We start from the raw sequence: 24764 nt of genomic DNA on the forward strand, positions 1-24764 counted from the left end.
CCCTCCGCCCGATCGATCCCCGCCACCGCCGCGACGATCGCCTCGCTCCGCTCCTCCCCCCAGACCGGCCCGGCGAGCGCGCGAAACTTCTCCCGCACGTCGTCGGCCGAGTACGGATCCTCGGTGTCGCCGCGGTTGGTGAGCGCCTGGGCCGACAGCTTGCGGCCGTCGGCCAGCGTCAGCGTGACCTTGGCGGGCCTCAAGGCCGGCAGTTGCGCGGTCATGGCGGGATCCTCCTGCACCATCACCCGGCGGGCGAGAGACAGGATGCGGCGGTCGGCCCGCGCCTCGTCGCGAAACGCGTCGGTGTCCGCCTCGCCCCGCACCAAAGCCGCCGCCAGGGCGAAGGGCAGGGAGAACTTCGCCGCCAGCATCGTCTCGGGCGCCGGGTGGTCGAGCTGCGCCGCCCAGACATAGGTCGCGACCTCGACCGAGCGGACCGAATCGGGATCGAGCGGGCCGGCCTCACGGCGGATCTGCGCCAGGGCGTCGAGGGCGCCGTGGGTGTAGCGGCAGGCGGCGTGGCGCTTGAAGTAATTGCGGGCGATCTCCCAGCGGGTGCCCAGCTCCTCGACCATCGCTTCCGGCGAAAAATCGTCGGCCAGAATGCCGCCATAGACGACCCCGATCCCGTCGCGCTCCGGCAGGAAGCCGCTCGACGCGAGATCCCAGGCGGTGAGCCCGAGCTGGTTGGAGAGGCCGGCATAGGTGTTGCGGACGGTCGCCCCCTCCAGCATCGTGCGCCGGCTGGTGCTGAGGCCGAAGGACGAGGCGAGACCGATCGCCCGGCCGATCATCCCGGCAGCGGCGCCGTGGAGCCGGGCGACCGCGAGCGCCGCGCCCACCGTGCCCCAGGTGCCGTGCGGGTGCATCGTCACCCGCAGTTTCGAGGCGATGCCGATCCGCGCGCCGATCTCGTAGCCGAGGACGAGAGCGGCGATCAGGTCGGCGCCGGAGGCTCCGGTCTCCTGCGCCGCGGCGAGCACCGCCGGGACGACGTGGATCGCCGGATGGCCGCGGGCGTACTGGTTGCCCTCGTCGAGCTCCAGGGTCGTCCCGGCCGCGCCGTTGACGAGGGCGGCGTCGCGGGGATCGAGCGACAGGCCGCTGCCGATCGCGGGCGCGTCGCCCCGGCGGCGGGCGGCGAGGCGCTCCGCCAAGGCGCGGCATTCCGGCTCGCGCATCCCGGCGGCGATGACGCCGAGGGAATCGAGCAGGACGAGGCGGGCGCGGTCGACGGCCGCTTTGGGCAGGTCGGAGAAGTGGAGATCCGCCGCGAAGGCGGTCCAGCGGCCAAGCCAGGCGGGAGCGGGCTCGGCCAGCAGCGTGGTCGCCGGGACGATGCCGGGGGTGACGATGCCCATGGCACTACAGCCCCAGATAGGCCCGGCGCAGGGCCGGGTCGGCGGCGAGCGTCGCGGCGTCGCCGGACAGGGCGACCGTGCCGTTCTCCAGGATGTAGGCGCGGGTCGCGAGATCGAGCGACTGCACCACGTTCTGCTCCACCAGCATGATCGGCAGTCCTTCGCTGTTGAGATTGCGCACGAGGGCGAACATCTCCTCGACGAGGAGCGGCGAGAGCCCGAGCGAGGGCTCGTCGAGGATGAGCAGGTGCGGCTCGGCCATCAGGCCGCGGCCGATGGCGAGCATCTGCTGCTCGCCGCCCGAGAGAGTGCCGGCGGCCTGGGCCGCCCGCTCGCGCAGGCGCGGGAAGGTGGAGAAGACCCGCTCGATGTTCTCCCCCCGCCGCGCCCGGCCGCGGCGGTAGCTGCCGAGCACCAGGTTCTCGTGCACGCTCAGGTTCGGGAAGATCTTGCGGCCTTCCGGCACGTGGATCAGCCCGGCCTCGACGATCGCCGAGGCCGAAGCCGTGGTGATCGGCCGGCCGTCGAAGCGGATCTCTCCGGCGCGGGCCGAGACCACTCCGGACAGGACCTTGTTCAGCGTCGTCTTGCCGACGCCGTTGGCGCCGAGCACCGCGACGATCTCGCCCGGCTGCACGGAGAGGTCGAGGCCGCGCAGGACCTCGGTGGCGCCGTAGCCGGCGCGGAGCCCGGAGACCTCAAGCATCGACCGCCTCCTCAGCCTTCATGCGGGCGGCCGCGCCCTTGCCGAGATAGGCCTCGATCACCCCCGGATCGGCGCAGACCTGCCGCGGCGGGCCGGATGCGATCATCCGCCCTTGCGCCAGGACGAAGACCTCCTCGCACAGGGTCATCACCGCCTGCATGATGTGCTCGATCATCAGGATGGTGACGCCGCCGTCGCGGATGGAGCGCACCACCGGCAGGATATCGCGGATCTCGGAGGGGTTGAGGCCCGCCAGGACCTCGTCGAGGAGGAGGAGCCGCGGCTCGGTGGCGAGCGCGCGCGCCACCTCCAGGCGCTTGCGCCCGGCGACCGTGAGGTCGGCGGCCGGCTTGTCGAGCTGGTCGCCGAGACCGACCCGCGTCCCGACCTCGCGGGCCTTCGCCACCGCATCCGTCCGGCGCGGGTGACGCAGATAGGCGCCGACCGCGATGTTCTCGGCGACCGTCAGGCCCGCGAAGGGCTGGACGATCTGGAAGGTGCGGGCGATGCCGCGGCGCGCCCGCAGGTGCGGCGCCTCCGCGGTCACGTCCTCGCCCTCGAACAGAACCCGGCCCTCGCTCGGAGCGAGGAAGCCCGAGATCATCCCGAACAGGGTGGTCTTGCCGGCGCCGTTCGGGCCGATGAGCCCGGTGATCGAGCCCGCCGGCACGGTGAGCGAGGCGCGATCGACCGCGACGAGGCCCTGGAAGCTTTTGGTGAGGGAATCGACGGCGAGCATCGGATCAGGCTCCCACCGCGGCGGCCTGGCCGGACGCCTTGCGCCGGCGGCGCAGGCCGAGCAGCCCCTGCGGCGCGAAGGCGATGACGGCGATCAGGCAGGCGCCGAACACCACGAGATCGACCCCCGGGACGCCGCCGGCGAGGTGCTTGGTGACCTCGCCGAGGCCTTGCAGCGCCAGCGCCCCGACGAGCGGCCCGAAGGCGGTGCCGATGCCACCGACGATCGGGGCGAGCAGCGCCTCGACCGAGATCCAGGTGCCGTAGGCCACGCCCGCATCGAGGTAGAGGAAGGACTGCACGTAGAGCCCGCCGGCCGCCGCCGTGATCGCCGCCGAGAGCGCGATGGCGCGCAGCTTCACCGCGAGGGCATCGACGCCGAGGGCGCGGGCCGCCTCCTCGTTCTCGCGCACGGCGATCAGGTGGGCGCCGAAGCGCGAGCGCTCGAGCCAGCGCGAGACCAGAAGCGCCACGCCGACGAAGGCGAGGACGAGGAGGTAGAAGACCCTTCGATCGGCGAATTGCAGGGTCGCGAGGCCCGGCCGCAGGGGCAGGAGCAGGCCGGCGGCGCCCCCGGTGAAGTCGGCGGAATTCGCCAGGATGCGGAAGACCTCGGCGAAGGCGAGCGTCACCAGGGCGAAGTAGGAGCCGCGCAGGCCCGCCCGGAAGCTCAAATAGCCGATGGCGAGACCGGTCAGCGCCCCGAGCCCGATCCCGGCGCCGAGCGCCCCCCAGGCGTTCCAGCCGAGCTTCATCTGCAGGATCGCGGTGGCGTAGGCGCCGGTGCCGAAGAAGGCGGCGTGGCCGAAGGAGTATTGACCGCCGAAGCCGCCGAGCACGTTCCAGCCCAGGCCCGCGAGCGCGATGATGAGCGTCGTGACCAGGAAGTTGAGCACGCTGCCCGACAGGCCGAGGAAGGGCAGGGCGGCCAGCGCCGCGAGGGCCAGGATCACGGGCAGGAGGTCGCGGGCGCTCATGCGCGGGCTCCGAACAGGCCGGTCGGGCGCACCAGCAGGACCAGGATGAAGATCAGGAAGATGCCGATCTGACCGAGGCTGTCGCCGAGCAGGAGCCCGGAGAAGCTCTCGACCACGCCGATGATCAGGCCGCCGACCAGGGCCCCGGCGATCGACCCCATGCCGCCGAGCACCACGATGGTGAAGGCGACGAGCACGAAGGCGGCGCCGGAGCGCGGGTTGACGTAGTAGGTCGGCATCAGCAGGCAGGCGGCGACGGCCAGGCACGCGCAGCCGATCCCGAAGGTGACGGCGTAGATGTGGTCGACCTCGATGCCGACGAGGCGGGCCCCCAGCTTCTCCCGCGCCACCGCCCGGATCGCCCGGCCGGTATCGGTGCGGTTGAGGACGAGCCACAGGAGACCGGTGACGGCGAGCGAGGCGGCGAAGCCGATGAGCCGCGGCGTCGAGAGCAGGAGCGGCCCGAGCTCGACCACCTGGAGCGCGGCGTCGGAATCGAGCGCCCTCGTGTCGGAGCGGAACAGCGCGAGCAGCGCGTTCTCCAGCACGATCGACAGGCCGAGGGTCACGAGCAGAACGTTGTTGTCGCTGCCGTGGCTCGCCGGGCCGATCACGAAGCGCTGCAACCCGTAGCCGAGGCAAAACATCAGCGGCACGATCCCGATCATCGCCCAGTAGGGATCGAGGTGGAACAGCGCGAAGGCGCCCCAGACCGCGAACATCGCGACGGTGAGGAGCGCGCCATGCGCGAAGTTGATGATGTGCAACACCCCGTAGACCAGGGTCAGCCCGAGGGCGATGAGGGCGTAGACCGCCCCCGTCATCAGGCCGTTGAGAGCCGCCTCGATCAGGATCTGGGGCGCGTACATCGTCACGCCTTGAGCGGGAAGTTGGCCTTCGCCTCGGCGAAGGCGTCGGGCGCGATCACCTTGACGTCGCCGCCCTGGACCTGGGTGTTGAGCGGGAGCGCGCTGGTGTTCTGGCCGCTCGAAAACTTCGACTGGCCGTAGGGCATCACGCCACTCGAAAAGCTCTGGGTCGACAGGGCCTCGATGATCTTGAGGCGGTCGGGCGCCCCGGCCTTCTCGATCGCCTCGGCCATCAGCCGCACGGCGGAGTAGTTCATCGGCACGTTGTAGGCGAAGGCGCGGCCCGCGGCCTCCGTACGCTTGCGCAGATCGGCCGTCAGCGGGTTCTTCGGATCGGGCCAGTGGTTGCAATCCATCACGCCCTCGGCCGCCTGCGGGAATTCCTTGACGAAGCGCAGGGACGAGGCACCGCCGCCGAGGATCGCGTAGATGCCCTTCGGCCGGACGCGCTGCTGCAGCAGCGTGCGGGCGAGCAGCACGAACTCGCCGTAATAGTTCGACGGGATGACGAGGTCGGGCTGGAGCGAGCGGATGCGCAGAACCACGTTCGCCATGTCGCGGGCCGGGCTCGGATGCGACACGGTCTCGAGGATCTGGAAGCCGAGCTTCGGCAGTTCCGTCTGAAGGAGCTTCGCGAGGCCCGAGCCGAACAGCCCGTCCTCGTGGACGATCACGACGGTGCGGGCCGGCTTGCCGGCGGCGTCGTTGAGCGCGACGAGGCGATCCAGCGCGCTCTTCGTCACCATGCCGAAGCTCGGCGAGAACCGGAAGGTGTTCTTGAGCCCGCGCTGGGTCAGCTGGTCGGCGACGCCGACATCGATCAAGTAGGGCAGGTCGTAGCGCGAGGCCGCCTGGCTCGCGGTAGCGCAGAGCCCGCTGCCGAAGCCGCCGACGATCGCCGCCACGCCCTCGCCGTTCAGGCGCTCGGTCTCCTGCGCCGCCGTCTCGGGATTCGAGCGGCTGTCGGCGAAGACGATTTCGAGCTTGGCGCCGCCCAAGGCCTTGAGGCCCCCGGCGGCGTTGATGTCCTGCACCGCCAGTTCGGCGCCGAGCTTGCCGAGATCGCCGTCATTGGCCAGCGCGCCGGTCACCGGCTGGATGATGCCGAGCTTCACGGCCGCGCCTTGCGCCCGCAGGATCGCCGGCATCGCCACCAGCGAGGACGCCGCGAGGCCGGTGCGCAGGACGGCGCGGCGGGCGTCCAGCGGCGCTCGCCGGCATCGCCGGTGCGCAGGAGGTCCATCTGGAAGGCGTAGCGGTCCGGCCGGTAGAGCGCGTGGAGGTGCTCGACGCCGCCGCCGGAGGGATCGAACACCACCCGGGTCAGGTCGATCAGCGCCGAGCCGACCTCGAGGTCGAGGGCCTGCGCCACCTCCGGCCCGGCGAGCGTCGCGCCGATCGCCTGCGTCGCCCGGTCGGCGGTGACGCCGGAGCGCTCCATCAGTTCGAGGAGCGGCGTCGCCGCGAGATCGGCCTCCGAGTAGGACAGGCCGACCCGCTCGGGCACGTGGGTGGTGAGGTAGGAGAAGGGCTGGCCGTCGATCAGCCGCACGCGCACCGAGCGCTGCACCCGCTCGCCGGGCTCCAGCAGCAGCGCCTCGGCGATGGTCGCTGGCGCCGCGACGTACTCGAAGGACAGAAGCCGCACGCCGGTGGCACGACCCATGGCGATCAAGCCCGAGAGCAGGTTCGGCAGGTCGCCGACCACCGGCCGGGGCCCCTCCGGCCCCTGCACGAAGGTGCCGGACCCAGGGCGCCGCCGCACCAGCCCCTCGCCGGCGAGGAGATCGAGGGCGCGCCGGACGGTCACCCGGGCGAGGCCGTGCTCGGCGGCGAGCGCCGGCTCGCCCGGCAGCCGCGCGCCGGGGGAGAGCCGGCCGCTGGTGATCTGGTCGCGCAGCAGCAGGTAGAGCCGGCGCGCCTTGTGCGGTTCGATCGCGGAGGTCACGGGGCCATCCCTGGCTCGCGGCTTGCTTACTGACGGTCGTCCCGTGGTCGTCTGTCAGCGCTTACCTGTCCGATTATGAAGACAGGTAGCTGTCTGTCAATTGGGACAGGTGGGATGCCGGCACAGGAATTTTCGCGTGCCGGACGGGAGGGGGCCGGGTCGTGTCAGAGCTTGTGCGATCGCGACAGACCGGTGCGGCACCGCTGGACGTTGCGCGGGAGCGCCGGCCCCCGCTAATCGGGCGCGTATGAGCAGCACCTCCTCGATCAGCCTCGCCCCGTCTGCGGCCCCCGTCGCCGCGGCGCCCCGGTCCCGCCGTGCCGTACGGACCTGGCTCTTCGTCATGGCCGCCCTGGTGGTGGCGATGGTGGCGGTCGGGGGCGCGACGCGGCTCACCGGCTCCGGCCTGTCGATCACCGAGTGGAAGCCGGTCACCGGCGCCATCCCGCCGCTCTCGGCCGAGGCATGGGTCCAGGAATTCGCCAAGTACCAGGCGACGCCGCAATACAAGCTGCTGAACGAGGGCATGAGCCTGTCCGAGTTCCAGTTCATCTACGGGTGGGAATGGGGCCACCGGTTCCTCGGGCGGCTCATCGGTCTCGCCTTCTTCCTGCCGCTGCTCGTCTTCTGGTGGCGCGGGCAGATCGACCGGCGTCTCGGCTTGAGCCTCCTCGGTCTCGGCGTGTTCGGCGGGCTGCAGGGGGCCGTGGGCTGGATCATGGTCGCCTCGGGCCTCCAGCCCGGCATGACCGCGGTGGCGCCGGTCAAGCTCGCCCTGCACCTGACGCTAGCGAGCGCGATCTATGCCGGCCTCGTCTGGATCGCCTCCGGCCTCGACCGCCGCCGCGACGAGGCGGTGCCGGCGCGGCTGTCGCGGACCGCGCTCGGGTTGATGATCCTGGTGCTGGTGCAGATCGCGCTCGGCGGCCTCGTCGCCGGCTCGAAGGCGGGGCTGACCTACAACACATGGCCGCTGATGGATGGCGGGCTCACCCCCGGGGGTCTGTTCGCCGGCACGCCCTGGATCGAGAATTTCGTGGATAACGTCGCGCTGGTGCAGTTCAACCACCGGCTGACCGCCTACGCGCTGCTGATCCTCGCCGTGTTCCACGCCCTCGACGCGCGGCGCCTGATGCCCGGCACCGGCGAGGCGCGGCGGGCGACGGCGCTCGCCGGCCTCGTTGCCGCGCAGGCGACGCTCGGCATCGTCACGCTGCTCCTGGTGGTGCCGCTCTGGGCGGCGCTCGCCCATCAGGTGGCCGCCATGCTGGTGCTCGGCATGGCGAGCGCCCATGCCCGGCTCTGCCGCGCGCCCGCCGTCGCGGCAGCCGTCGGACGCGCGGCCTGAGTGTCGCGGGAACGTTCGTCCCACGTTCATGCTTCCGCTTTACCCTCGGTCGACTGGGAGGCCATCTCCCGGATTCGTGGAGCGGAGGCCTGATGTTTGCGCAGGAGTCTTCCCTGGACGTTTCACCAGCACCCGTCCCGCGCTTCGCCCCGGACGGCCGTCCCTTGAACCTCGTCTGGACCTACACGAAGCGGGAGTTGCTGGCCGACGGCGTCGTCCACGTGGTCGGGGTGAGCCTCGGCGTGATCGGCGCCCTGGCGCTGACGATCAGCGCCGCGCTCACGACCCTCAGCGCTTCCGAGAAGATCGCGGTCGCGGTCTACGCCGCCGGCCTCGTGGCGATGCTCGGCACCTCGGCCGCCTACAACATGTGCCCGGTCGGCCGGCTGAAATGGCGCCTGCGCCGGGCCGACCACGCGACGATCTTCCTGATGATCGCCGGCACCTACACGCCGCTCGTGACGCTCGTCGGTACCGACGGCTTCGCCTTCGGGCTGCTCGCCGGGATCTGGCTCGTGGCGGCGGCAGGTGCCGTCGTGAAGCTGACCCTGCCGGGCCGCTTCGACCGCCTGGCGATCGCCCTCTACCTGGCGCTCGGCTGGAGCGGGCTGATGGCCTACGAATCGGTCATCGCCGCCCTGTCCCCGGGCGCCCTGTGGCTGCTCGCCGCCGGCGGCCTGCTCTACTCGCTCGGCGTGATCTTCCACGTCTGGCGGCAATTGCCGTTTCAGAACGCGATCTGGCACGGCTTCGTGCTGGCAGCGGCAGCCTGCCATTACGGGGCGGTGTTCCGCAGCGTGCTCGATGTGGGGGCGTGAGCCGTCAGACCTCGACCGAGACCGGTATGTCGAAGTGATGCACGTCCTCGCGCTCGCCGAGCCCGGCATAGAGCGCGAGGGCGGCCTCGTCGCCCGGGTCGGCCTGAACGAAGATCACGGTGCCGCCACAGACAGTCCGAAGATGCGCGATCAGGGCTGTGGCTACGCCCTTGCGCCGATGCGGCGCATCGACCGCCAGGTCATAGAGATAAACCTCGCGCCGCGCCTGCTCGATCTTGTCCAGGCCGTACGCCACAAGCCCACCCGCCACGTCCTCGCCGTAAAAGGCGACGATGACGAAGACGTGCTCCTTTGCCAGCAGATCCGTCAGGTAAGCGTCACCGGGCGGCGCGGCGCCGTAGCTGTCGGTATCCTCGAAGGCGCGGCCGAACAGCCGGTTGAGGTCGCGGATCAGGGTGATATCGCCGGGGGCGAGGCGGCGGACCGCGATCGACATGCGCGTCTGCCGGTCAGAACGGCGTGTAATCCCCGCCATCCGTGATCGTGTCGAGCGCCCGCTCGATCGACGTGACGGCGTCCAGCACCATCTGCACCGTGCGCTCGGCCTCGTTGCGGGGACGGCCGAGGGCGGCGGCGCGGGCGCCGATGTCGTGCAGCTGCTCGGCAATCGTCACCAGGTCGGAGACGACCGACGCGGTGGCGCGGGCGGCGGCATCGGGCGCCGGGCGCGGGCGCAGCAGGGGAACGACGTTGCTCATCGGCCCGGACTCTCGCGCAAAGCTCGGGACTCCGCCAGCCGGAGAATCGCAGCCCTCCACACATTCCGCGGAGCGCGGCCCGGGGGGCACAGGCGAGGGGGTTTCCCACCGCGAGGTCCGTCCGCGCCTTGACGGGCGGGCGGGAGCCGGGCACCCCGGCCGGATCGTGAGTGCCGAGAATCCCCCGATTCGCGCGGCCCGGAAGTCAGGACCCCTCATGCGTCTCCTTCGCGTCGCCGCTTCGCTCGCCCTCGCCGGCCTCGCCGCCGCCTGCACCAGCGCCGGCGATTCGCGCGGCACCGGCCTCTCCGAAAGCTTCGACAGCAAGAACTACGTGCGCTCGAACGACACCAACGGGACCCAGCGCCGGCCCGACGTGAATCGCATGTTCACGCAGCCGTCGATCCCCAGCATCTCGAACCGCGGCTTCTAGAGAGCTTCACGATCGCGCTGCGATCGTGAAGCTCTCTAGGTCTTTAATTTTGCCGCATTTTCTCCGACGAACCGGTATCCACTTCGTCGGAAAATGCTCTAAGCGGCCTCCGGCGGCACAAAGCCGCCGGATCCGTTCAGCGCCCGCGGAACAGCGGGTGCTCGACCCTGTCGCCCGGGTGCAGGCCCAGCCGCGCGGCGGTGCCGGCATTGAGTTCGAGCACGCCGAGGACCGGCTCGCCGGACGGGATGGTGCGGGTCGAGAGCGGCTCGGTATCGGCGGCGATGCGCGCCACCGTGCCGTCGGCGCGGATGAACAGCATGTCGAGTGGCAGGTAGGTGTTCTTCATCCACATCGCCACCGGCTCGGTGCGCTCGAAATCGAACAGCATGCCGCGGTCCGGCGCCATGGTGCGGCGGAACATCAGCCCTTGAGCCCGCCCGGCATCGTCGCGCATCACCTCGACCTGGAAGGTGTGGCGGCCGGAGCGCGAGGCGATGGTCAGCGGCTCGAACGGGCCGTCGGCGAGGACCGCCGTGGGCAGGAGCAGGAGGACGAGCGCGGCGAGGAGCCGGCGCGGCGGGAGGGCCAGGAGACGGGCGGCCCTGGGCCGTGGGAAGCGGAGCGACATGAGGCTGAGCTAGCGTAGTCTGCGGCGAAGGGGATGGGTCGTCGCCGCCGGAAACGCAGGCGAATCGAAAATTGCTGCGGCGCGCCCGCTCGCGTCAATGGGAGGAGGGCGGTCCCGACCCCACGCTGGCCTCGGACAGGAGGCGCACCTCGGCAGCCATCAGGCCCTTCGAGCCGTCGCCGTAGCGGACCATGACGTGCTCGCCGGGCTTCAGCTCGGCGATGCCGTAGCGCCGCAGGGTCTCCATGTGGACGAAGATGTCCGGCGTGCCGTCGCCGCGGCTCAGGAATCCGAAGCCGCGCAGGCGGTTGAACCACTTCACCACCGCGGTCTCGAGTCCGCTCGTCGGCACGACCGTGACGTGGGTGCGCGGCATCGGCAGCTCGGCCGGGTGGGTCGCGGTCGACTGGTCCAGGGACACCACCCGGAAGGCCTGCCAGCCGCGGGGGCGCTCCACCGCCTCGACCACGATCCGGGCGCCCTCGCTGGCGCTCTGGTGGCCGTCGCGCCGCAGGCAGGTGACGTGGAGCAGCACGTCGGGCGCGCCGCTATCCGGCACGATGAAGCCGAAGCCCTTGGCGACGTCGAACCACTTGATGCGGCCGCTGACCTCGATGAGTTCGGTCGGGCGTTCCACCGCTGCGTCGAGCCCGGGCCGGGTGTCGCGCGCGCCCTCTCCGAACGCGCCCACCGGCCGTTCCCAGGCGGGGCCTGAACCGAACTCGTCCGACATCGTAAGCAACCCACTCGAATCGCGTCGCGCGCTTCACCGGCAGATTAACAAAGTCATGACTTCGGGGAAGCCCAAATCGGCCGAGTTGAGACGCCGGAGGGGTGATGTCCTCGCCGGATTCGCCTCGGGCGTGCCCATTCTGCAATCCCGGGAGGCAGGCATCGGGGTGAGCGCGCAAAGATTGCATCTCGAAAGACGGCGTCGCCCCGGATCCTGCGTGGTTTGGCCGCAGGGGCGGGCAGGAGCGCCAGCCTCGGCTATGACGCCATCCATCCGCCGCCCCGGAGATCGCCGCTATTCAGACCCCGCCCCCTTCCGCCGCGCCGGTCCGGCGCCTCGCGGTCATCGATCTCGCCCGCGTCGTCGCGCTCCTGGCGATGGCGCTCTACCACCTGACCTGGGATCTCGGCTTCTTGCGGTTGACGCCCGAGAACGCCGCCCTGTCGCCGCTCGGGCGGGCGGCGGCGCACGGCATCGCCGGCAGCTTCCTGGTGCTCGTCGGGGTCAGCCTCGTCCTGGCGCGGGGCCGGCGGAGCGGCTGGTGGCGCCCCTATCTGGCGCGGCTCGGGCGCATCGCCCTGGCGGCGGCCGCGATCTCGCTCGCCACCGTCTTCCTGTTTCCCGGGGCGTGGATCTTCTTCGGCATCCTGCACTGCATCGCCCTGTCGAGCGTGCTGGCGCTGCCGGCGCTTCGCGCGCCGCTGCCCGTCGTCGGGCTCGCCGCCGCCCTCGTCTTCGCCGGGCCGGCGCTGGCGGCGCTCGCGGGATCACCGCCGCTCCTCGATGCGCCGGCCCTGTATTTTCTCGGGCTCGGCGCCACCGTGCCGACGACGAACGACTACGTGCCGCTGTTCCCGTGGTTCGGCTTCGTGCTGGCGGGTGTCGGTCTCGGCCGGCTGGTGCTGCCGCGCCTCGCCGCCTCGCGCTTCGGGGCCTGGGCGCCGCGGAGCCGGATCGGGCGTCTCGCCGCCTTCGCCGGTCGGCACAGCCTCGCCGTCTACCTCGTGCACCAGCCCGTGCTGCTCGGGCTGCTCTACGGGGTCGCGGCGCTGACCGGGCCGCATCCGCGGGCGGGGCAGGCGCAGTTCCTGGGCGAGTACCGGGCGAACTGCGCCGAGGCCGGCGGAGCCGAGGCGTCCTGCCGGGTGGCGGCGCGCTGCGTGCTGGTGCGCCTGCGGGCTGAGCGCCTGTGGCGGGCCGGCGGCGACTACACGGGCGAGGAGCAGGCCCGGGCGATCGCGGTGTCGCGGGCCTGCTTCCGGGAGGCGGGCGGGGGCTGAGTGTCTCTCACAAAACTCCCGATCACCGTCGTCGCTCGCTCTGGCGACGTCAGCGCAACGGGAGTTTTGTGAGGTGCGCTGAGCCCCCGCCGCGTCAAATCAGTCCTTGGCGCGCTCGACGTAGGAGCCGTCCGCCGTCATGACGACGATGCGGGTGCCGGTGCCGATATGCGGCGGAACCAGGGTGCGCACGCCGTTCGAGAGCGTGGCGGGCTTGTAGGACGAGGAGGCGGTCTGGCCCTTGGTCACCGGCTCGGTATCCGTCACCTCGAGGGTGACGCGCTGGGGCAGCTCGAGCGCCAGCGGCACGCCGTTATGGGTCGAGAGCATCACCGCCATGCCCTCCTGCAGGTAGGGGGCCATGTCGCCGATCACGTCCTCCGGCACGGCGAGCTGCTCGTAGGATTCCGGGTTCATGAAGTGGAACCCCTCGCCGTCGCTGTACAGGAAGGTGTGCTCCCGGTCCTCGACATAGGCGCGCTCGACCTGCTCGGTGGTGCGGTAGCGCTCCGAGACCTTCACGCCGTCGGTGATCCGGCGCATGTCGAGCTGGGTGACCGGGGTGCCCTTGCCGGGATGGATGTTCTCGGCGGAGAGAATCACGTAGAGCCGGCCGTCCTTGTCGACGACGTTGCCTTTGCGGAGAGAGCTGGCGATGACCTTCGGCACGGGGCGAATCCTGGACTGGAAGCGTTGACAGAGAGCGGCGGCGTCCGCCAAGCCGCGGGCGTCGCGCGCCGCGCCGGCAGAGGATGCCTTCGGCCCGCCCTATCGCATCTCAGGCGCGACCGCCAGTCGCCCGCCGTCGCTCAATCTCGCCGATGATACCGACCCGATGACCTCCGCCTCGCCCTGGTGGGCCCCCCACGTCCACGCCGACCGCCGGCCGCGGCTCCTGGCCCGCAACCGCATCGCCGCGTCCCTGCGGGCGTGGTTCTCGGGCCGCGACTTCGTCGAGGTCGACGCCGCGATCCTCCAGGTCTCGCCCGGCAACGAGGCGCATCTCTCGGCCTTCGCCACCACGGCGATCGGGCCGGATGGGGCGATGCATCCGCTCTATCTCCACACCTCGCCGGAATTCGCCTGCAAGAAGCTGCTGGCGGCGGGCGAGGCGCGGCTGTTCAGCTTAGGTCCCGTCTATCGCAACCGCGAGCGCGGGGCTCTGCACCACCCGGAATTCACAATGCTCGAATGGTACCGGGTGGGGGAGACCTACGACAGCCTGATGCGCGACTGCGCTGCATTCCTGGCCCTCACCGCCGAGACCGCTGGCGCAAAAGTTTTCACGTGGCGCGGGATCGAGGCCGACCCGTTCGCCGAGCCGGAACGGCTCACCGTGGCGGAGGCCTTTCGGCGCTTTGCCAGTATCGACCTCCTGGCGACGGTGGCCCCGGATGCGGGCACCGACCGGGCCGGGCTCGCCGCCGCCCTGGCCGGGGCCGGCATCCGCACCGCGCCCGACGACACCTGGGCCGACCTGTTCAGCCGGGTGATGGTCGAGCGGGTCGAGCCGGCTTTGGGCCGCGGCCGGGCAACGATCCTGTGCGAGTACCCGATCCCCGAGGCGGCGCTCGCCCGGCCGAGCCCGGCCGATCCGCGGGTGGCGGAGCGCTTCGAATTGTATTGCTGCGGCGTCGAGCTCGCCAATGCCTTCGGCGAACTGACCGACCCGGCCGAGCAGCGCCGGCGCTTCGCCGCCGAGATGGACGAGAAGGAGCGCGTCTACGGCGAGCGCTATCCCCTCGACGAGGATTTCCTGAGCGCGCTCGCGCAGATGCCGGAGGCGAGCGGCATCGCGCTCGGCTTCGACCGGCTCGTCATGCTGGCGACCGGGGCGCGGCGGATCGAGGACGTGCTCTGGACGCCGGTCGCCGAGTATTCCCGGTGAGCGGATCGATCCGCAGGGCGGACGAGCTCGCGGCGCGCGGCCTGGTGCCGGCGGAGCGGCTGCCGGTTCTCGAACGGGTGGCTGCGCGCTACGCCGTCTCGATCACCCCGGAGGTGGCCGAGCTGATCGCCGACGCGGATGACGGCATCGGCCGCCAGTTCGTGCCGCGCGCCGAGGAACTGGTCACCGCCCCCGAGGAGCGGGCGGACCCGATCGGCGACGAGGCCCACGCGCCTGTCCCCGGCATCGTCCACCGCTATCCCGACCGGGTGCTCCTGAAGCCGCTCCATGTCTGCCCGGTCTATTGCCGCTTCTGCTTCCGCCGCGAGGTGGTGGGACCGGAGGGGCAGGGCAGCCTCACGGAGTCCGAGCTCGACGTCGCTCTCGCCTACATCGCCGACCACCCGGAGATCTGGGAGGTGGTGGTCACCGGGGGCGATCCGCTGGTGCTCTCGCCCCGGCGCCTCGGCCGCATCGCCGCAGCACTGCAAAAGATCCCGCATGTGCGGGTGCTGCGCCTGCACACCCGCGTGCCGGTGGTCGATCCGGCGATGGTCGACGCGGATCTGGTCGCGGCGCTCAAGCGCTTCGAGGGCGCGGTGTTCGTGGCGCTCCACGCCAACCACCCGCGTGAATTCTCGGAGGCTGCCCGGGCCGCCATCGCGCGGCTCGTCGATGCCGGGATCCCGATGGTGAGCCAGTCGGTCCTGCTCGCCGGAATCAACGACGACCCCAAGACGCTGGCGGCGCTGATGCGGGCCTTCGTCGAGAACCGGATCAAGCCCTATTACCTGCATCACGGCGACCTCGCCCCGGGCACCGGCCACCTGCGGACGACGCTCGATCACGGCCAGGACCTGATGCGCTCCCTGCGCGGTCGGGTGTCGGGGCTGGCGCAGCCGACCTACGTCCTCGACATCCCGGGCGGATACGGCAAGGTGCCGGTGGGCCCGGGCTACCTGGCGGGGGGACCCGCCGGCTGGACCGTCACGGACCCGAAGGGCGGAACACACGCCTACCCACCGAAGGAGGAGGACACGCCATGCGCAGGCTCTGGGGACGGCTGAGTTCCGTCAACGTGCAGAAGGCGGTGTGGGGGCTGGAGGAGCTGGGGCTCGCTTACGAGCGGGTCGAGGCCGGCGGCGCCTTCGGGCGGGTGCGCGAGCCGGACTACCTGGCGCTCAACCCCAACGCCCTCGTGCCGGTCATGGAGGAGGACGGCTTCGTCCTGTGGGAATCGAACGCGATCCTGCGCTACCTCGCCGGCACGCAGGGTCTCGGCACCCTGTGGCCGGAGGATCCGCGGGCGGCCGCCCTCGCCGGCCAGTGGCTCGACTGGCAGGCGACGCGCTTCACGCCCTCGACCCGGGACGCGTTCTGGCAGACCGTGCGCACGCCGCCGGAGCAGCGCGACCAGGCCGTGATCGACCGCTCGGTCGCGGCCTCCGAAGAGTGCGCGGCGATTCTCGACGCGCACCTGATGGGCCGTCCTTTCGCCGTCGGCGACCGGTTCACCGCGGCTGACATCGCGCTCGGCGCCGCCACCCATCGCTGGCTTCACCTCGACGTGCCGCGCATCGAGCGGCCAGCCCTGCGGGCCTGGTACGAGCGCATCCGCGTCCGGCCCGCCGCGGCCGTGGCGCTGCCGCCGTTGAGCTGAGCTCGAAAGCTTGGCCTTTTCTCAGGCCATGCGCTGACGGCGTGGCCGGCCCGCCCCGGATCGGCTAGGTCTCGATCCGTCCGACAGACCCCATGCCCCCGAAGGCCCGATGCCGCTCGACAAGACGCTCCTCGACGCCCTGCAGGCCGTCACCACCGCCACCCTCACCACGGTGCTCCTGAAGAAGGGCATCCGCCGCTGCTGGATGCGCGGACCGATGCCGCGTTTCGCCGCCGGGCAGCGGGTGGTCGGCCCGGCCTTCACGCTCCGCTTCGTGCCGGCCCGCGAGGACCTGGCGACCCCTGAATCCTGGTCGAGCCCGACCTCGACCCGCGCGGCGATCGAGGCGATGCCCGAGGGCTGCATCGCGGTGGTCGACGCGATGGGGGTGCAGGATGCCGGCATCTTCGGCGACATCCTGTGCGCCCGGATGAAGAAGCGCGGCGTCGCGGCGCTGATCACCGACGGCGTCGTGCGCGACGGCGAGGGCGTCGAGGGCACCGGCCTGCCGGTCTGGTGCTCCGGCGTCGCCGCTCCGGCCTCGGTGGCGGGCCTGACCTTCGTCGGCTGGGGCGAGCCGGTCGGCTGCGGCGGCGTCGCGGTCTATCCCGACGACATCGTGGTGGCGGACGGCGACGGCGCGGTGCTGATCCCGGCGGCTCTCGCCGAGGAAGTGGCCCTCGCCGCCGTCGAGCAGGAGCGCCTCGAGCTCTGGATCATGCGCGAGGTCGACAAGGGCCTGGCCCTGCCGGGCCTCTACCCGCCGAACGCCGAGACCAAGGCGCGCTACGAGGCGGAGACGGCGACGAAGGCCTGATCCGCCCATAGCCCGGGCCGCTCCCGGTGTTCTTCGTGCTCTCGAAGGTGCTGTGGTTCCTCACGGCGCCTTCGAACCTGCTCCTGCTCCTGGTGCTCGTCGGGGCGGGTTTGGCCTTGCGCTGGCGGCGCCTCGGCCTCGGGATCGCGGCGGCTGCCGGCCTCGTCCTCCTCGCTGGCGGCCTCTCGCCGCTGGCCTCCCTGGTGTTCGGCCCGCTCGAGGACCGCTTTCCGGCGTTCCGCGACGACGGCGCGCCGGTCGCCGGCATCGTGGTGCTCGGCGGCGCGGTCGAGACCGGGCTGTCGGCGGTGCGTGATCAGATGGTGCTCAACGATGCCGGCGAGCGCATGATCGCGCTCGGCGACCTCGCGCGGCGCTATCCGCAAGCGACGCTGGTCTTCGCCGGCGGTTCCGGCCGGCTCACCGGCGACGGCGCGGTGTCCGAATCGACGATCGTGCGCCGCCACGCCGCGTCCCTCGGCGTCTCGGCCGACCGGATCACCTACGACGAGAAATCCCGCAACACGCGGGAGAACGCCGCCTTCAGCGCCGAGCTGGTCAAGCCGAAGCCCGGCGAGCGCTGGCTCCTCGTCACCTCGGCCTGGCACATGCCGCGGGCGATGGGCTGCTTCCGCCGCGCCGGCTTCACGGTAACGGCCTACCCGGTCGATTACCGCACCGGCCCCGGCGCCGCCGGAATCCACGCTACGGCGGGGGACGGCCTGTTCGAGCTCGACATCGCGGTGCGCGAGTGGCTCGGCCTCGTGGCGTACCGGGCGTCGGGGTACACGGAGGCGGTGTTTCCGGGACCGTGATCACTCGCGCGGCAGCGACAACCGGTAGATCCCGCGAAAATCGTCCGGATCCGCCACCACCTTGCCCTTGCGCAGGATGGCGATCCGGCCCGCCTTCATCAGCCGCACCGCCTGGCGGCGGACCGGCTGCATCAGGGGGCCCCAGCCGTCCGGATGGGGACCGCCGAGGGCGCGGGCGACCTCGGAGGGGCAGACGGTCTTGTCGGCCCCGCGATCGGTGACGAGGCGCACCAGGGTGAGTTCGATCTCGTAATCGTCAGGGATCATCGTAGTCCTGCAGGGCCCGGCGGGCGTCGGAGGCGAACTGGCGCTGCCACATCACGGTGAGCACCATCGCGGTGGTGGCGAACAGCACGTAAGCGCTCACGAACCAACCGAGATAGGCCAGCGCGAAGAAGAACGCACGCTGCCCGCGGTTGAAATGGCCGCCCGCCACCACGTTCATGGCGGCGGCCCGCCGCGCCGCCCGCTCGATCAGCGCCGGGTCGCCGTCGCGCGGCGGCACCGCGCCGATCAGGATCGCGCCGTAATTGAACAGCCGGTAGGCCCAGGCGAACTTGAAGAAGGCGTAGACGAAGATCAGCGCGAGGCCCGCCACCTTGATCTCCCACACCGCCCGGGTCATCGGCGCACCGAAGGGCAGGGTGGAGAACAGCGTCAGGGCGTCGTCGGACGAGCGCGACAGGGTGAGCGCGCTCCCGAGGGCGATCAGCGCCGTCGAGGCGAAGAAGGCGGTTCCGTTCTGCAGCGAGGCGTTGATGGTGGTGTCGACCACCCGGTTCTCGCGCACGATCTGCTGGTCGGCCCAGGCGTGGCGGTAGCGGTTCATCATGCCGTTGAGGCTGCGCTTGCCCCCCGACAGGTGCTCGACCGCGTAGGAATAGCCCCACCATGCCGTGAGGAAGCAGAGGAGGGCCGCGAGGTCGAGGAGCGAGAAGCTGCTCCCGAGATCCGGATTCATGCCGGGCCCCGTCAGGCGGTCGGCAGGATCTGCACGCCGCGCGGGGCGGCGGCCTGCGGCTCGCTCTCGACGAGGTCCCGCACTGCAAGATCCTGGACCCGCGCGCCGGGCGGGCCCTGGCGGCAGGCCTCGATCATCGCGGCGATCGCCTCGGCCGGCCCGGCGAGGCGGGCCTCGACGCTGCCGTCGTGCCGGTTGCGGACGCTGCCGGCGAGGCCGCGCGCCTCCGCCACGCCCTTGGTCCAGGCCCGGTAGCCGACGCCCTGGACCCGGCCCCGGACGATGATCTCCACGCTGCGGTGCCCGCTCACGCCCGCCCACTCCCCGCACGATATCGCTCTCGGCGGGCTCTAGAGCATTTCCCGGCGCCGGGGGAGAGTGTTCAGGCGCTCGCCGCCACCAGCGGGCGGACCGACATCGGCGGCGCCGGCGCCCGCAGGCGGACCAGATCGGCGAGGGGCACGAAGGCGTCCGGCGCGGCCCCCCCGACCCGGGTGCCGAAGCCGAGCGCGAAGGACAGGGTGAGCTTGCGGTCGGGCGCGATGCCGAAGGCGTCGAGGGCGGCGGTGAAGGCCTCGCGGAAGCTGCGCACGCCGCACCAGCTCTTCTCCGAGAGGTGCAGCGGCCATTCCCAGTGGCCGTCCGGCCTTTTGGCGCCCATCGCGTCGCGGTCGATGAAGTAGCCGGTCTCCCGGTGCTCCAGCCCGTCCGCGTGGAGGCGCCAGTCCCGGTTCTCGAACAGCGGGGCAGCCTCGGCCGCTTCGTCGTCCAGGCGGGTGGTCTCCATGCGGGTCTCCCAAGGTTCCACTGCGGAGGTTCCGCCGCGACGCCGCGCCGCCTCCCGGATCGGCTCGTCGTGTGGAACATTTCCGGAACACTGGGCTGATTTGCATAGGTCGTCAACAGGGATCGACGGACATTTCTCGACGGCCGGCGCTGTTGCCAAAGCCCGGCCCGGATGCCACCTCACGGCACAAGGGGGATCCGGCGCATCGGCGCCGACGCCCGTTCGGGCTAGCCGCGTACCCGCGCGCGAGCACGGTCCCGCGGACATGAACACGAGGAGCCAGATGGAGCGCAGCCGCAAAGGGCAAGACCCCGGTCTGCGAGAGGCGGGTCCCGACGTCGAGGCCCTGCGGCGCCTCGAGGCGCTGCAGCCGGCCTATGAGCGCCTGCGCGCCGACCGGATCCGGGCCGAGAGCGACGTCGAGCGCCTGACCGCCGAGCTCGCCGCCGCCCGGGCCCAGGCGCGCGAGGAGCTGGGCACCGACGACGAGGCCGAGATCCGCCGGATGATCGAGGAGGCCAGGGCCGAGAATGCCCGCCGGGTCGAGGCCTTCGCCCAGTCCCTGCGCGCGGTCCAGGACCGCCTCGACGCCCTCGATCCCGGCCGCTGAAGGCGACCGCGGCGTGAGACACCCGTGACACCTGCCGACATCCAGGACGCGCTGACCCGCGCCGGCCGCCTGCTCGCCCGCCTGGAGGCGGCCCGCGACGGCGACCAGAAAACCCTCGCCGAGCGCACGCGGCTCGTCGCCGCCGCCAAGGGCCGGCTCGCGCAGCGCGACGCTATCGATACCTACCTGCGCGAATTGCAGCAGGACGCCAACCGGCGCAGCGTCGCGACCTTCGAGACCCTGCTCACCGCGCTCGTCCAGGAGGTCCTGCCCGGCGAGAAGCCGGTGCGGCTGGATCTCACCACCGAGCGCGGCCTGCCGGCCCTCGATATCGGGGTCGAGCGTCCGGATGGCGGGCGCGAGGACGTGCTGGAGGACAATGGCGGCGCGATGACCAACGTGGTCGGCATGGCGCTCCGCCTGATCGCGGTGGTCAAGGCAGGCGTCGGCCGCTTCCTCGCCCTCGACGAGGCCGATTGCTGGATCGCGCCCGAGCGGGTGCCGGCCTTCTACCGGGTGCTCGACGACGGCGCCGCCCGGCTCGGGGTGCAGTGCCTGGCGATCTCGCACCACGACGTCGCGGGGTTCGATGCCGGGCTCACCGTCAGCCGCATCGCCGGGCGGCCCGAGACCGGGGTGGCGATCGAGGGCCCGGCCGGTCCTTGCGCGTCGCAATGGACGCCCGACAGGCCGGGCTTTCGCTTCATCCGCCTGATCGACGTCCAGGGTTTCTGCGACGCGACCTTGCCGCTCTCGCCCGGGGTCAACGCCCTCGTCGGGCCCAACAACTACGGCAAGTCGACGGTGATCCGGGCCCTGCGGGCGGTGTTCTACGGCGAGGTGCGCGACAGCCTGGTGCGGGCCGGCCGCAGCGCGGCCCGGGTCGAGATCGGCGTCGCCGGGGGCCGCGTGCTCCGCTACGTCCGCCAGCCGAAGCGCACCCCGGTCAACCTGTGGTCGCTGCACGAGGCCGACGGATCGCTGGTGCAGGAGGCCGGCACCACCTTCGAGACCGGCGGGCGCGACGTGCCTCCTTGGGTCGAACGGCTCTACGGCATCACCCGGGTCGAGGAGCTCGACGTCCACGTCGCGCACCAGAAATTCCCAGTCTTCCTGCTCGGCGAAAAACCGGCCCGGCGCTCGGCGGTCTTGTCGATCGGCCGCGAGGCCGGGCTGATCCGCGACATGCAGGCGCTCCAGCGCGAGCGCGTCACCGAGGACCAGCGCACGATCCGCGAGGGCGAGCGCGAGATCACCCGCCTGCACGAGCGCCTCGCGGCCTTCGACGGGCTCGACGCCCTGGCCGAGACGTTGCACGGTCTGCATGACCAGGCCGCCGCCCTCGCTGGGGCGGCGGCGCGCCTGCGCGACCGCGCGGCACTGGCCGAGCGCCTGTCCCGCGCCGAGCGCCTGGCGACGGGGGCCGCCGCCCGGGCGCGGGCGCTCGCCGACCTGCCGGGCCCGGAAGTCGGGGCCGACCTCGGCCGGGCGCTGGCCGAGGCGCGCAACCGCGAGGCGCTCGGCCGTCGCGTGCTCGGCGCTGTCGCCGATCTCGCAGGGGCGCAAGGCAGGGTCGCGGCCCTGGCGGACCTGCCGCCGGAGGCGCCGCAGCCGCGCGACACCGCCCAGGCCGCATCTCACGCCGCCCGGCTGCGCCGGCTGCGGGCCGGCCTCGCCGACGCGGACGGACGGGCTCAGGCTCTGCGCGACCTTCCGGCGCCGCCCGTGCCGGTGCTTCGGCCGGACGCGGCGGCGACCGCCCGGCGCCTCGCCGAGATCGGCCGCCGCCTCGCCGAGGCGCAGGGCCGGGAGGCGGCCTCCCGCGACGGGCTCGCGGCGGCGGAGGCCGAGATGGCGGAGGTGCTGGCCGCGACCGGCGGGCGCTGCCCGGCCTGCGGCACGCCGGCCGCGCCCGCCGCTCTCCTCGCCGGCCACCGCCACGTCCCGGCGGGGGAGGCGGCATGATCCTCGGGCGCGAGCGGCTCGACGCCGCGCCGGTCGCGTGCGCCGGCCTCCTCGTCATCGGCGATCCGCACGTCTCGTCGCGCCGGCCCGGCCGGCGCAAGGATCCGGACTGGCCGGCGCCGGTCCTCGCCAAGCTCGAGCATTGCGTCGCGCTCGCCAACGACCGCGACCTCGCGCCCGTGCTCCTCGGCGACCTGTTCGAGCGGCCGGTCGAGCCGGACGAGAGCCTGAAGTCGCGCCTGATCCGGGTCCTCAAGGGGTTTCACCATCGCCCGCTCGCCAATGTCGGCAACCACGACATCCGCCACACCCGCCTGTCGGACGGCGACAGCCTGGCGATGCTGGCGGTGAGCGACGTCCTCGACGCGGTGCCGGAATCCGGCCCGGCGGCGCAGTACCGGGTGGGGGACCGCCTGATCGGCCTCGGTGCCACGCCCTTCGGGCAGGCGATCCCCTCGGACGCGCGCGGGCTGTTCCCTTGCGCCGACCACACCGTCTGGCTCACCCATCACGACCTCGCCTTCGGGGCGGGTTACCCGGGCGCGGTACCGCCGGAGGCGATCCGGGGCTGCGCGCTGGCACTCAACGGCCACGTCCACAAGCGCCACGCGCCGGTACGGATCGGCGACACGCTGTGGGTCAACCCGGGCAACATCACCCGCGGCTCGATCGACCTGATCGCCCACGTCCCTGCCGTCTTCGTGCTGTCGGGCGACCTCTCGCTCGGCGAGGAGCGGTTGCCCTTCGCGACGGACGTATTCGACCTCACCGGCCGCCAGGTCGCGGCCGACGCCTCGCCGGAGGCGATCGGCCGGGTCGAGAGCGCCTTCGTCTCCCTCCTCCAGGCCGAGACCACTACCGACCTCGCCCGCAGCGACGACGGCGCCCTGATCCGCGAGGAGATCGAGGCGAAGTTCTCTCGCGATGAGACCCCGGAGCCGGTGCGGGCGGCGATCCGCTCGCTGGTCGAGGCGGCGGTGGCGAAGCGGGGCACGTGAGAGCGCAGGCAGGCCCGGCCGACCTTGGCGAGCGGGCCCGTCTTCGAGATGACGACCGTCGAGGAACCGGTTCAGCCCGCCATCGCCTCCGCCGGCAAGGCGAAATCGAGGTTGGTCGGCTCCGGGCGGACGCGGGCGAGCACCGTGGCCGCATCCTCCGGGGAAGCCTCGCGGAGCGCGAAGCCGCCGACCCAGGCCCGGCCGCTGCCCCGGAGGTAGAAGCCGAAATGCAGCGTCTCGGCCTGCTCCGGCACGTCGAGCACGATGCGCCGGGCGGTCCAGCCCTGCGTGCCGGTGAGCGGCCCGTCGACCGCCCGCTCCTCCATGTTGTCGAAGGCGACGCTCCGGCCGATGGCGGCGTCGGCCCGCAGCCACAGGGTGGCGGCGCCGACGACGTCCTGCACCCGCAGCTCGGCGCTGAGGCAGACCCGGCGCCCGCGGAACGGCGCGGCCGCAACGCTCTGCATCAGCGTGGCGAACCCCTTCTCCATCGCCGCGTAGGCGGGATCGTCCTCGGCGTAGCGGCAGCGGATCACGGCCGCCCGGCCGTTTCCGTAGGGCGTCGACGGATCGACGCCCATCTCGTAGAGGTGCGGCTTCGACCCGGAGACGATCCAGCCGGCCGGACGCACCAGAGTCGCCTCCCGCGCCGGCTCGACCGGAGCGGTCAGGCGGGCCGAGAGGATGTTCCAGTTGTCGAGGCCGAAAAGCCGGGCGACGATCTCCAGGCACTCGCCGTGGGACAGGGCCGTGCCCCGCCGGCCCAGTTCCTCACGGAGGGTCTTCGCCATCGCCTTGGCGTCGCGATAGGTGCGCATGATCCAATCCCTGCTCGCGGGCGAACCAGAGGGATCAGGGCCTGCCTTGCTGACCGGTTCGCCCGACGGACGGGGAAGAACGGGTGCGCCTCGCGAACGATGCATTCACCGAACCCCGGACGGGGTGCAGGCGGCGGACTGCATCGGCCCGGCCGCGATCAAAAGGCGAGTCGGGCCGCCGCGTCAAGCCGGGGCCTTCAGAACCCGAACGGATCCGGATAGGGCAACGCCCGCCGCCGCACCGGCGTCTCCGGCAGGATCGGGCGGCTGATATCCACCGCCACCAGCCCCTCGACCGCGAGCGCCAGCACCGCCGCGACGCCGTCCTGGGCGTTGATCGCCATGGCGGCGCACTCGACGAGGCGGCCGGTGCCGCACTCGTCGAGGTGGTGCAGGATCCGCACCCGGTCGCCGGCCGAGACGTAGGCCCGGCGGCAGGCCATGATCAGGCGCACGGTCGAGATCCGCGGCTCGGCCCGCAAGGTCGCAGCGCTCTCGATGACGAAGCGGCGGCCGTCCTCGGCCACCACCGGCTCGCCCGCCACGTAGGCCGTGCGGAAGGGGTGCCGCCCGAGATCGCCCTCCGCCACCACGTCGACGAGCAGGCCCGGCTCGTCGGTGCGCACCTGCTCGAAATCGGCGGCGTGCTCGACCACCGTGTCGCCGAGCGTCAGTCGGACCGGGTTGGGCGCGGCGCGCAGGCGCTCCACCACCGGGTCGAGCGCCGCGATGGCGAGGAAATCCGCGATGAGAGCCTGCCGCGGCACCGCCGGTGCCAGCGCGGTCCCGCGGCGCGGAGCCGTGCCGCGCACGGCGCTGCGGCGCTGGCCCGGGCGTTCGAGCAGGGTCGAGGATTCGAGGAGGGCGGGGGTGCTGATGCG

General features: G+C 72.2%; 29 protein-coding genes and 1 pseudogene. 12 read left to right on the plus strand and 18 right to left on the minus strand.

Translation table 11 applies throughout. The features are described 5' to 3' along the window. From ABZT49_RS17165 to ABZT49_RS17195, 7 genes are all read right to left on the minus strand, one after another. On the minus strand, positions 1-1364 hold a 1364-nt coding region (locus tag ABZT49_RS17165; RefSeq protein ID WP_355287406.1), incomplete at its 3' end, for an MmgE/PrpD family protein. Between the two features lie 4 nt (positions 1365-1368). Beyond that, a complete protein-coding gene (locus tag ABZT49_RS17170; RefSeq protein ID WP_355287408.1) occupies positions 1369-2070 on the minus strand; it encodes an ABC transporter ATP-binding protein in 702 nt (233 codons plus the stop codon). Next, positions 2063-2809 carry an ABC transporter ATP-binding protein gene (locus ABZT49_RS17175; RefSeq protein ID WP_355287410.1) on the minus strand — a complete coding sequence of 249 codons (747 nt, stop codon included), beginning with the start codon at positions 2807-2809 and terminating at the stop codon, positions 2063-2065. Before ABZT49_RS17175 ends, ABZT49_RS17170 begins: the two co-directional genes overlap by 8 nt. Before the next feature lie 4 nt (positions 2810-2813). Further along, positions 2814-3785, minus strand: coding sequence for a branched-chain amino acid ABC transporter permease (locus tag ABZT49_RS17180; RefSeq protein ID WP_355287411.1), 972 nt, complete (start codon positions 3783-3785; stop codon positions 2814-2816). Further along, entirely contained in the window at positions 3782-4654 is an 873-nt protein-coding gene (locus ABZT49_RS17185; RefSeq protein ID WP_355287413.1) for a branched-chain amino acid ABC transporter permease, read from the minus strand. Before ABZT49_RS17185 ends, ABZT49_RS17180 begins: the two co-directional genes overlap by 4 nt. A 2-nt stretch (positions 4655-4656) precedes the next feature. Beyond that, entirely contained in the window at positions 4657-5802 is a 1146-nt protein-coding gene (locus tag ABZT49_RS17190; RefSeq protein WP_355287451.1) for an ABC transporter substrate-binding protein, read from the minus strand. Next, positions 5766-6602, minus strand: a complete 837-nt coding sequence (locus tag ABZT49_RS17195; RefSeq protein ID WP_355287415.1) for a GntR family transcriptional regulator — start codon at positions 6600-6602, stop codon at positions 5766-5768. The genes ABZT49_RS17190 and ABZT49_RS17195 overlap by 37 nt, the downstream gene beginning before the upstream one ends. A 247-nt stretch (positions 6603-6849) precedes the next feature. On the opposite strand from ABZT49_RS17195, the gene ABZT49_RS17200 reads away from it, so the two are divergent. Beyond that, positions 6850-7950 (plus strand): COX15/CtaA family protein, encoded by a 1101-nt coding sequence (locus tag ABZT49_RS17200; protein WP_355287417.1) that lies wholly within the window; start codon positions 6850-6852, stop codon positions 7948-7950. 92 nt (positions 7951-8042) lie between these two features. Beyond that, positions 8043-8768 carry a PAQR family membrane homeostasis protein TrhA gene (gene trhA / locus ABZT49_RS17205; protein ID WP_355287418.1) on the plus strand — a complete coding sequence of 242 codons (726 nt, stop codon included), beginning with the start codon at positions 8043-8045 and terminating at the stop codon, positions 8766-8768. A gap of 4 nt (positions 8769-8772) precedes the next feature. On the opposite strand, the gene ABZT49_RS17210 is transcribed toward trhA, so the two are convergent. Next, the gene (locus ABZT49_RS17210; protein ID WP_355287420.1) at positions 8773-9225 is read right to left on the minus strand and encodes a GNAT family N-acetyltransferase; all 453 of its coding nucleotides are present in this window, start codon (positions 9223-9225) and stop codon (positions 8773-8775) included. Between the two features lie 13 nt (positions 9226-9238). Beyond that, positions 9239-9487, minus strand: coding sequence for a hypothetical protein (locus tag ABZT49_RS17215; RefSeq protein WP_355287421.1), 249 nt, complete (start codon positions 9485-9487; stop codon positions 9239-9241). 217 nt (positions 9488-9704) lie between these two features. Here ABZT49_RS17215 and ABZT49_RS17220 point away from each other — a divergent pair, with 217 nt between their 5' ends. Beyond that, entirely contained in the window at positions 9705-9920 is a 216-nt protein-coding gene (locus ABZT49_RS17220; protein ID WP_093566372.1) for a hypothetical protein, read from the plus strand. Between the two features lie 136 nt (positions 9921-10056). Here the strand turns inward: ABZT49_RS17220 and ABZT49_RS17225 are convergent, their stop codons facing one another. Together ABZT49_RS17225 and ABZT49_RS17230 are read right to left on the minus strand one after the other, a co-directional pair. Further along, positions 10057-10551: a DUF192 domain-containing protein gene (locus ABZT49_RS17225; RefSeq protein WP_355287422.1), complete on the minus strand. Its 495-nt coding sequence runs from the start codon at positions 10549-10551 to the stop codon at positions 10057-10059. Between the two features lie 94 nt (positions 10552-10645). Further along, the gene (locus ABZT49_RS17230) at positions 10646-11284 is read right to left on the minus strand and encodes a cold-shock protein (protein WP_355287424.1); all 639 of its coding nucleotides are present in this window, start codon (positions 11282-11284) and stop codon (positions 10646-10648) included. A gap of 296 nt (positions 11285-11580) precedes the next feature. On the opposite strand from ABZT49_RS17230, the gene ABZT49_RS17235 reads away from it, so the two are divergent. Beyond that, a complete protein-coding gene (locus ABZT49_RS17235) occupies positions 11581-12564 on the plus strand; it encodes a DUF1624 domain-containing protein (protein ID WP_407943520.1) in 984 nt (327 codons plus the stop codon). A 99-nt stretch (positions 12565-12663) separates the two neighbouring features. On the opposite strand, the gene efp is transcribed toward ABZT49_RS17235, so the two are convergent. Further along, the gene (gene efp, locus ABZT49_RS17240; protein ID WP_048427843.1) at positions 12664-13233 is read right to left on the minus strand and encodes an elongation factor P; all 570 of its coding nucleotides are present in this window, start codon (positions 13231-13233) and stop codon (positions 12664-12666) included. 166 nt (positions 13234-13399) lie between these two features. On the opposite strand from efp, the gene epmA reads away from it, so the two are divergent. The 5 genes from epmA to ABZT49_RS17265 all read left to right on the plus strand — a co-directional run bounded on the left by epmA (position 13400) and on the right by ABZT49_RS17265 (position 17744). Further along, positions 13400-14452, plus strand: a complete 1053-nt coding sequence (gene epmA / locus ABZT49_RS17245) for an EF-P lysine aminoacylase EpmA (protein WP_355287429.1) — start codon at positions 13400-13402, stop codon at positions 14450-14452. Further along, complete coding sequence (locus ABZT49_RS17250) at positions 14449-15519, plus strand: lysine-2,3-aminomutase-like protein (RefSeq protein ID WP_355287431.1); 1071 nt, start codon at positions 14449-14451, stop codon at positions 15517-15519. Before epmA ends, ABZT49_RS17250 begins: the two co-directional genes overlap by 4 nt. Further along, positions 15495-16112, plus strand: a complete 618-nt coding sequence (locus ABZT49_RS17255; RefSeq protein ID WP_355287433.1) for a glutathione S-transferase family protein — start codon at positions 15495-15497, stop codon at positions 16110-16112. The genes ABZT49_RS17250 and ABZT49_RS17255 overlap by 25 nt, the downstream gene beginning before the upstream one ends. A gap of 109 nt (positions 16113-16221) precedes the next feature. Further along, complete coding sequence (locus tag ABZT49_RS17260) at positions 16222-16929, plus strand: ribonuclease activity regulator RraA (protein WP_355287435.1); 708 nt, start codon at positions 16222-16224, stop codon at positions 16927-16929. 26 nt (positions 16930-16955) lie between these two features. Then, on the plus strand, positions 16956-17744 hold the full coding sequence (locus ABZT49_RS17265) for a YdcF family protein (protein WP_355287437.1): 789 nt from the start codon (positions 16956-16958) through the stop codon (positions 17742-17744). Here the strand turns inward: ABZT49_RS17265 and ABZT49_RS17270 are convergent, their stop codons facing one another. The 4 genes from ABZT49_RS17270 to ABZT49_RS17285 form a co-directional block, all read right to left on the minus strand. Beyond that, entirely contained in the window at positions 17745-18011 is a 267-nt protein-coding gene (locus ABZT49_RS17270) for a DUF3253 domain-containing protein (RefSeq protein WP_355287439.1), read from the minus strand. Next, the gene (locus ABZT49_RS17275) at positions 18001-18705 is read right to left on the minus strand and encodes a DUF599 domain-containing protein (protein WP_093566382.1); all 705 of its coding nucleotides are present in this window, start codon (positions 18703-18705) and stop codon (positions 18001-18003) included. Before ABZT49_RS17275 ends, ABZT49_RS17270 begins: the two co-directional genes overlap by 11 nt. A gap of 11 nt (positions 18706-18716) precedes the next feature. Continuing rightward, on the minus strand, positions 18717-19016 hold the full coding sequence (locus ABZT49_RS17280) for an acylphosphatase (RefSeq protein ID WP_355287441.1): 300 nt from the start codon (positions 19014-19016) through the stop codon (positions 18717-18719). 71 nt (positions 19017-19087) lie between these two features. Further along, positions 19088-19492: a hypothetical protein gene (locus ABZT49_RS17285; RefSeq protein WP_355287443.1), complete on the minus strand. Its 405-nt coding sequence runs from the start codon at positions 19490-19492 to the stop codon at positions 19088-19090. Positions 19493-19757: 265 nt separating this feature from the next. On the opposite strand from ABZT49_RS17285, the gene ABZT49_RS17290 reads away from it, so the two are divergent. Genes ABZT49_RS17290 through ABZT49_RS17300 form a run of 3 tightly spaced genes read left to right on the plus strand, consistent with a single transcriptional unit; the run spans position 19758 to position 23065 of the window. After that, positions 19758-20102, plus strand: coding sequence for a hypothetical protein (locus ABZT49_RS17290; protein WP_355287445.1), 345 nt, complete (start codon positions 19758-19760; stop codon positions 20100-20102). A gap of 24 nt (positions 20103-20126) precedes the next feature. Beyond that, entirely contained in the window at positions 20127-22067 is a 1941-nt protein-coding gene (locus ABZT49_RS17295; RefSeq protein WP_355287447.1) for an AAA family ATPase, read from the plus strand. After that, positions 22064-23065: a hypothetical protein gene (locus ABZT49_RS17300; protein ID WP_355287449.1), complete on the plus strand. Its 1002-nt coding sequence runs from the start codon at positions 22064-22066 to the stop codon at positions 23063-23065. Before ABZT49_RS17295 ends, ABZT49_RS17300 begins: the two co-directional genes overlap by 4 nt. A gap of 662 nt (positions 23066-23727) precedes the next feature. On the opposite strand, the pseudogene ABZT49_RS17305 reads toward ABZT49_RS17300, so the two are convergent. Both ABZT49_RS17305 and ABZT49_RS17310 read right to left on the minus strand, forming a co-directional pair. Beyond that, positions 23728-23883, minus strand: a pseudogene (locus ABZT49_RS17305) (glyoxalase superfamily protein); the annotation flags it as partial. Between the two features lie 197 nt (positions 23884-24080). Continuing rightward, positions 24081-24761, minus strand: a complete 681-nt coding sequence (locus tag ABZT49_RS17310) for a hypothetical protein (RefSeq protein ID WP_355287453.1) — start codon at positions 24759-24761, stop codon at positions 24081-24083. Positions 24762-24764: the final 3 nt, after the last annotated feature.

It is taken from the genome of Methylobacterium sp. EM32 (genome assembly GCF_040593685.1).
Lineage (GTDB): Bacteria > Pseudomonadota > Alphaproteobacteria > Rhizobiales > Beijerinckiaceae > Methylobacterium.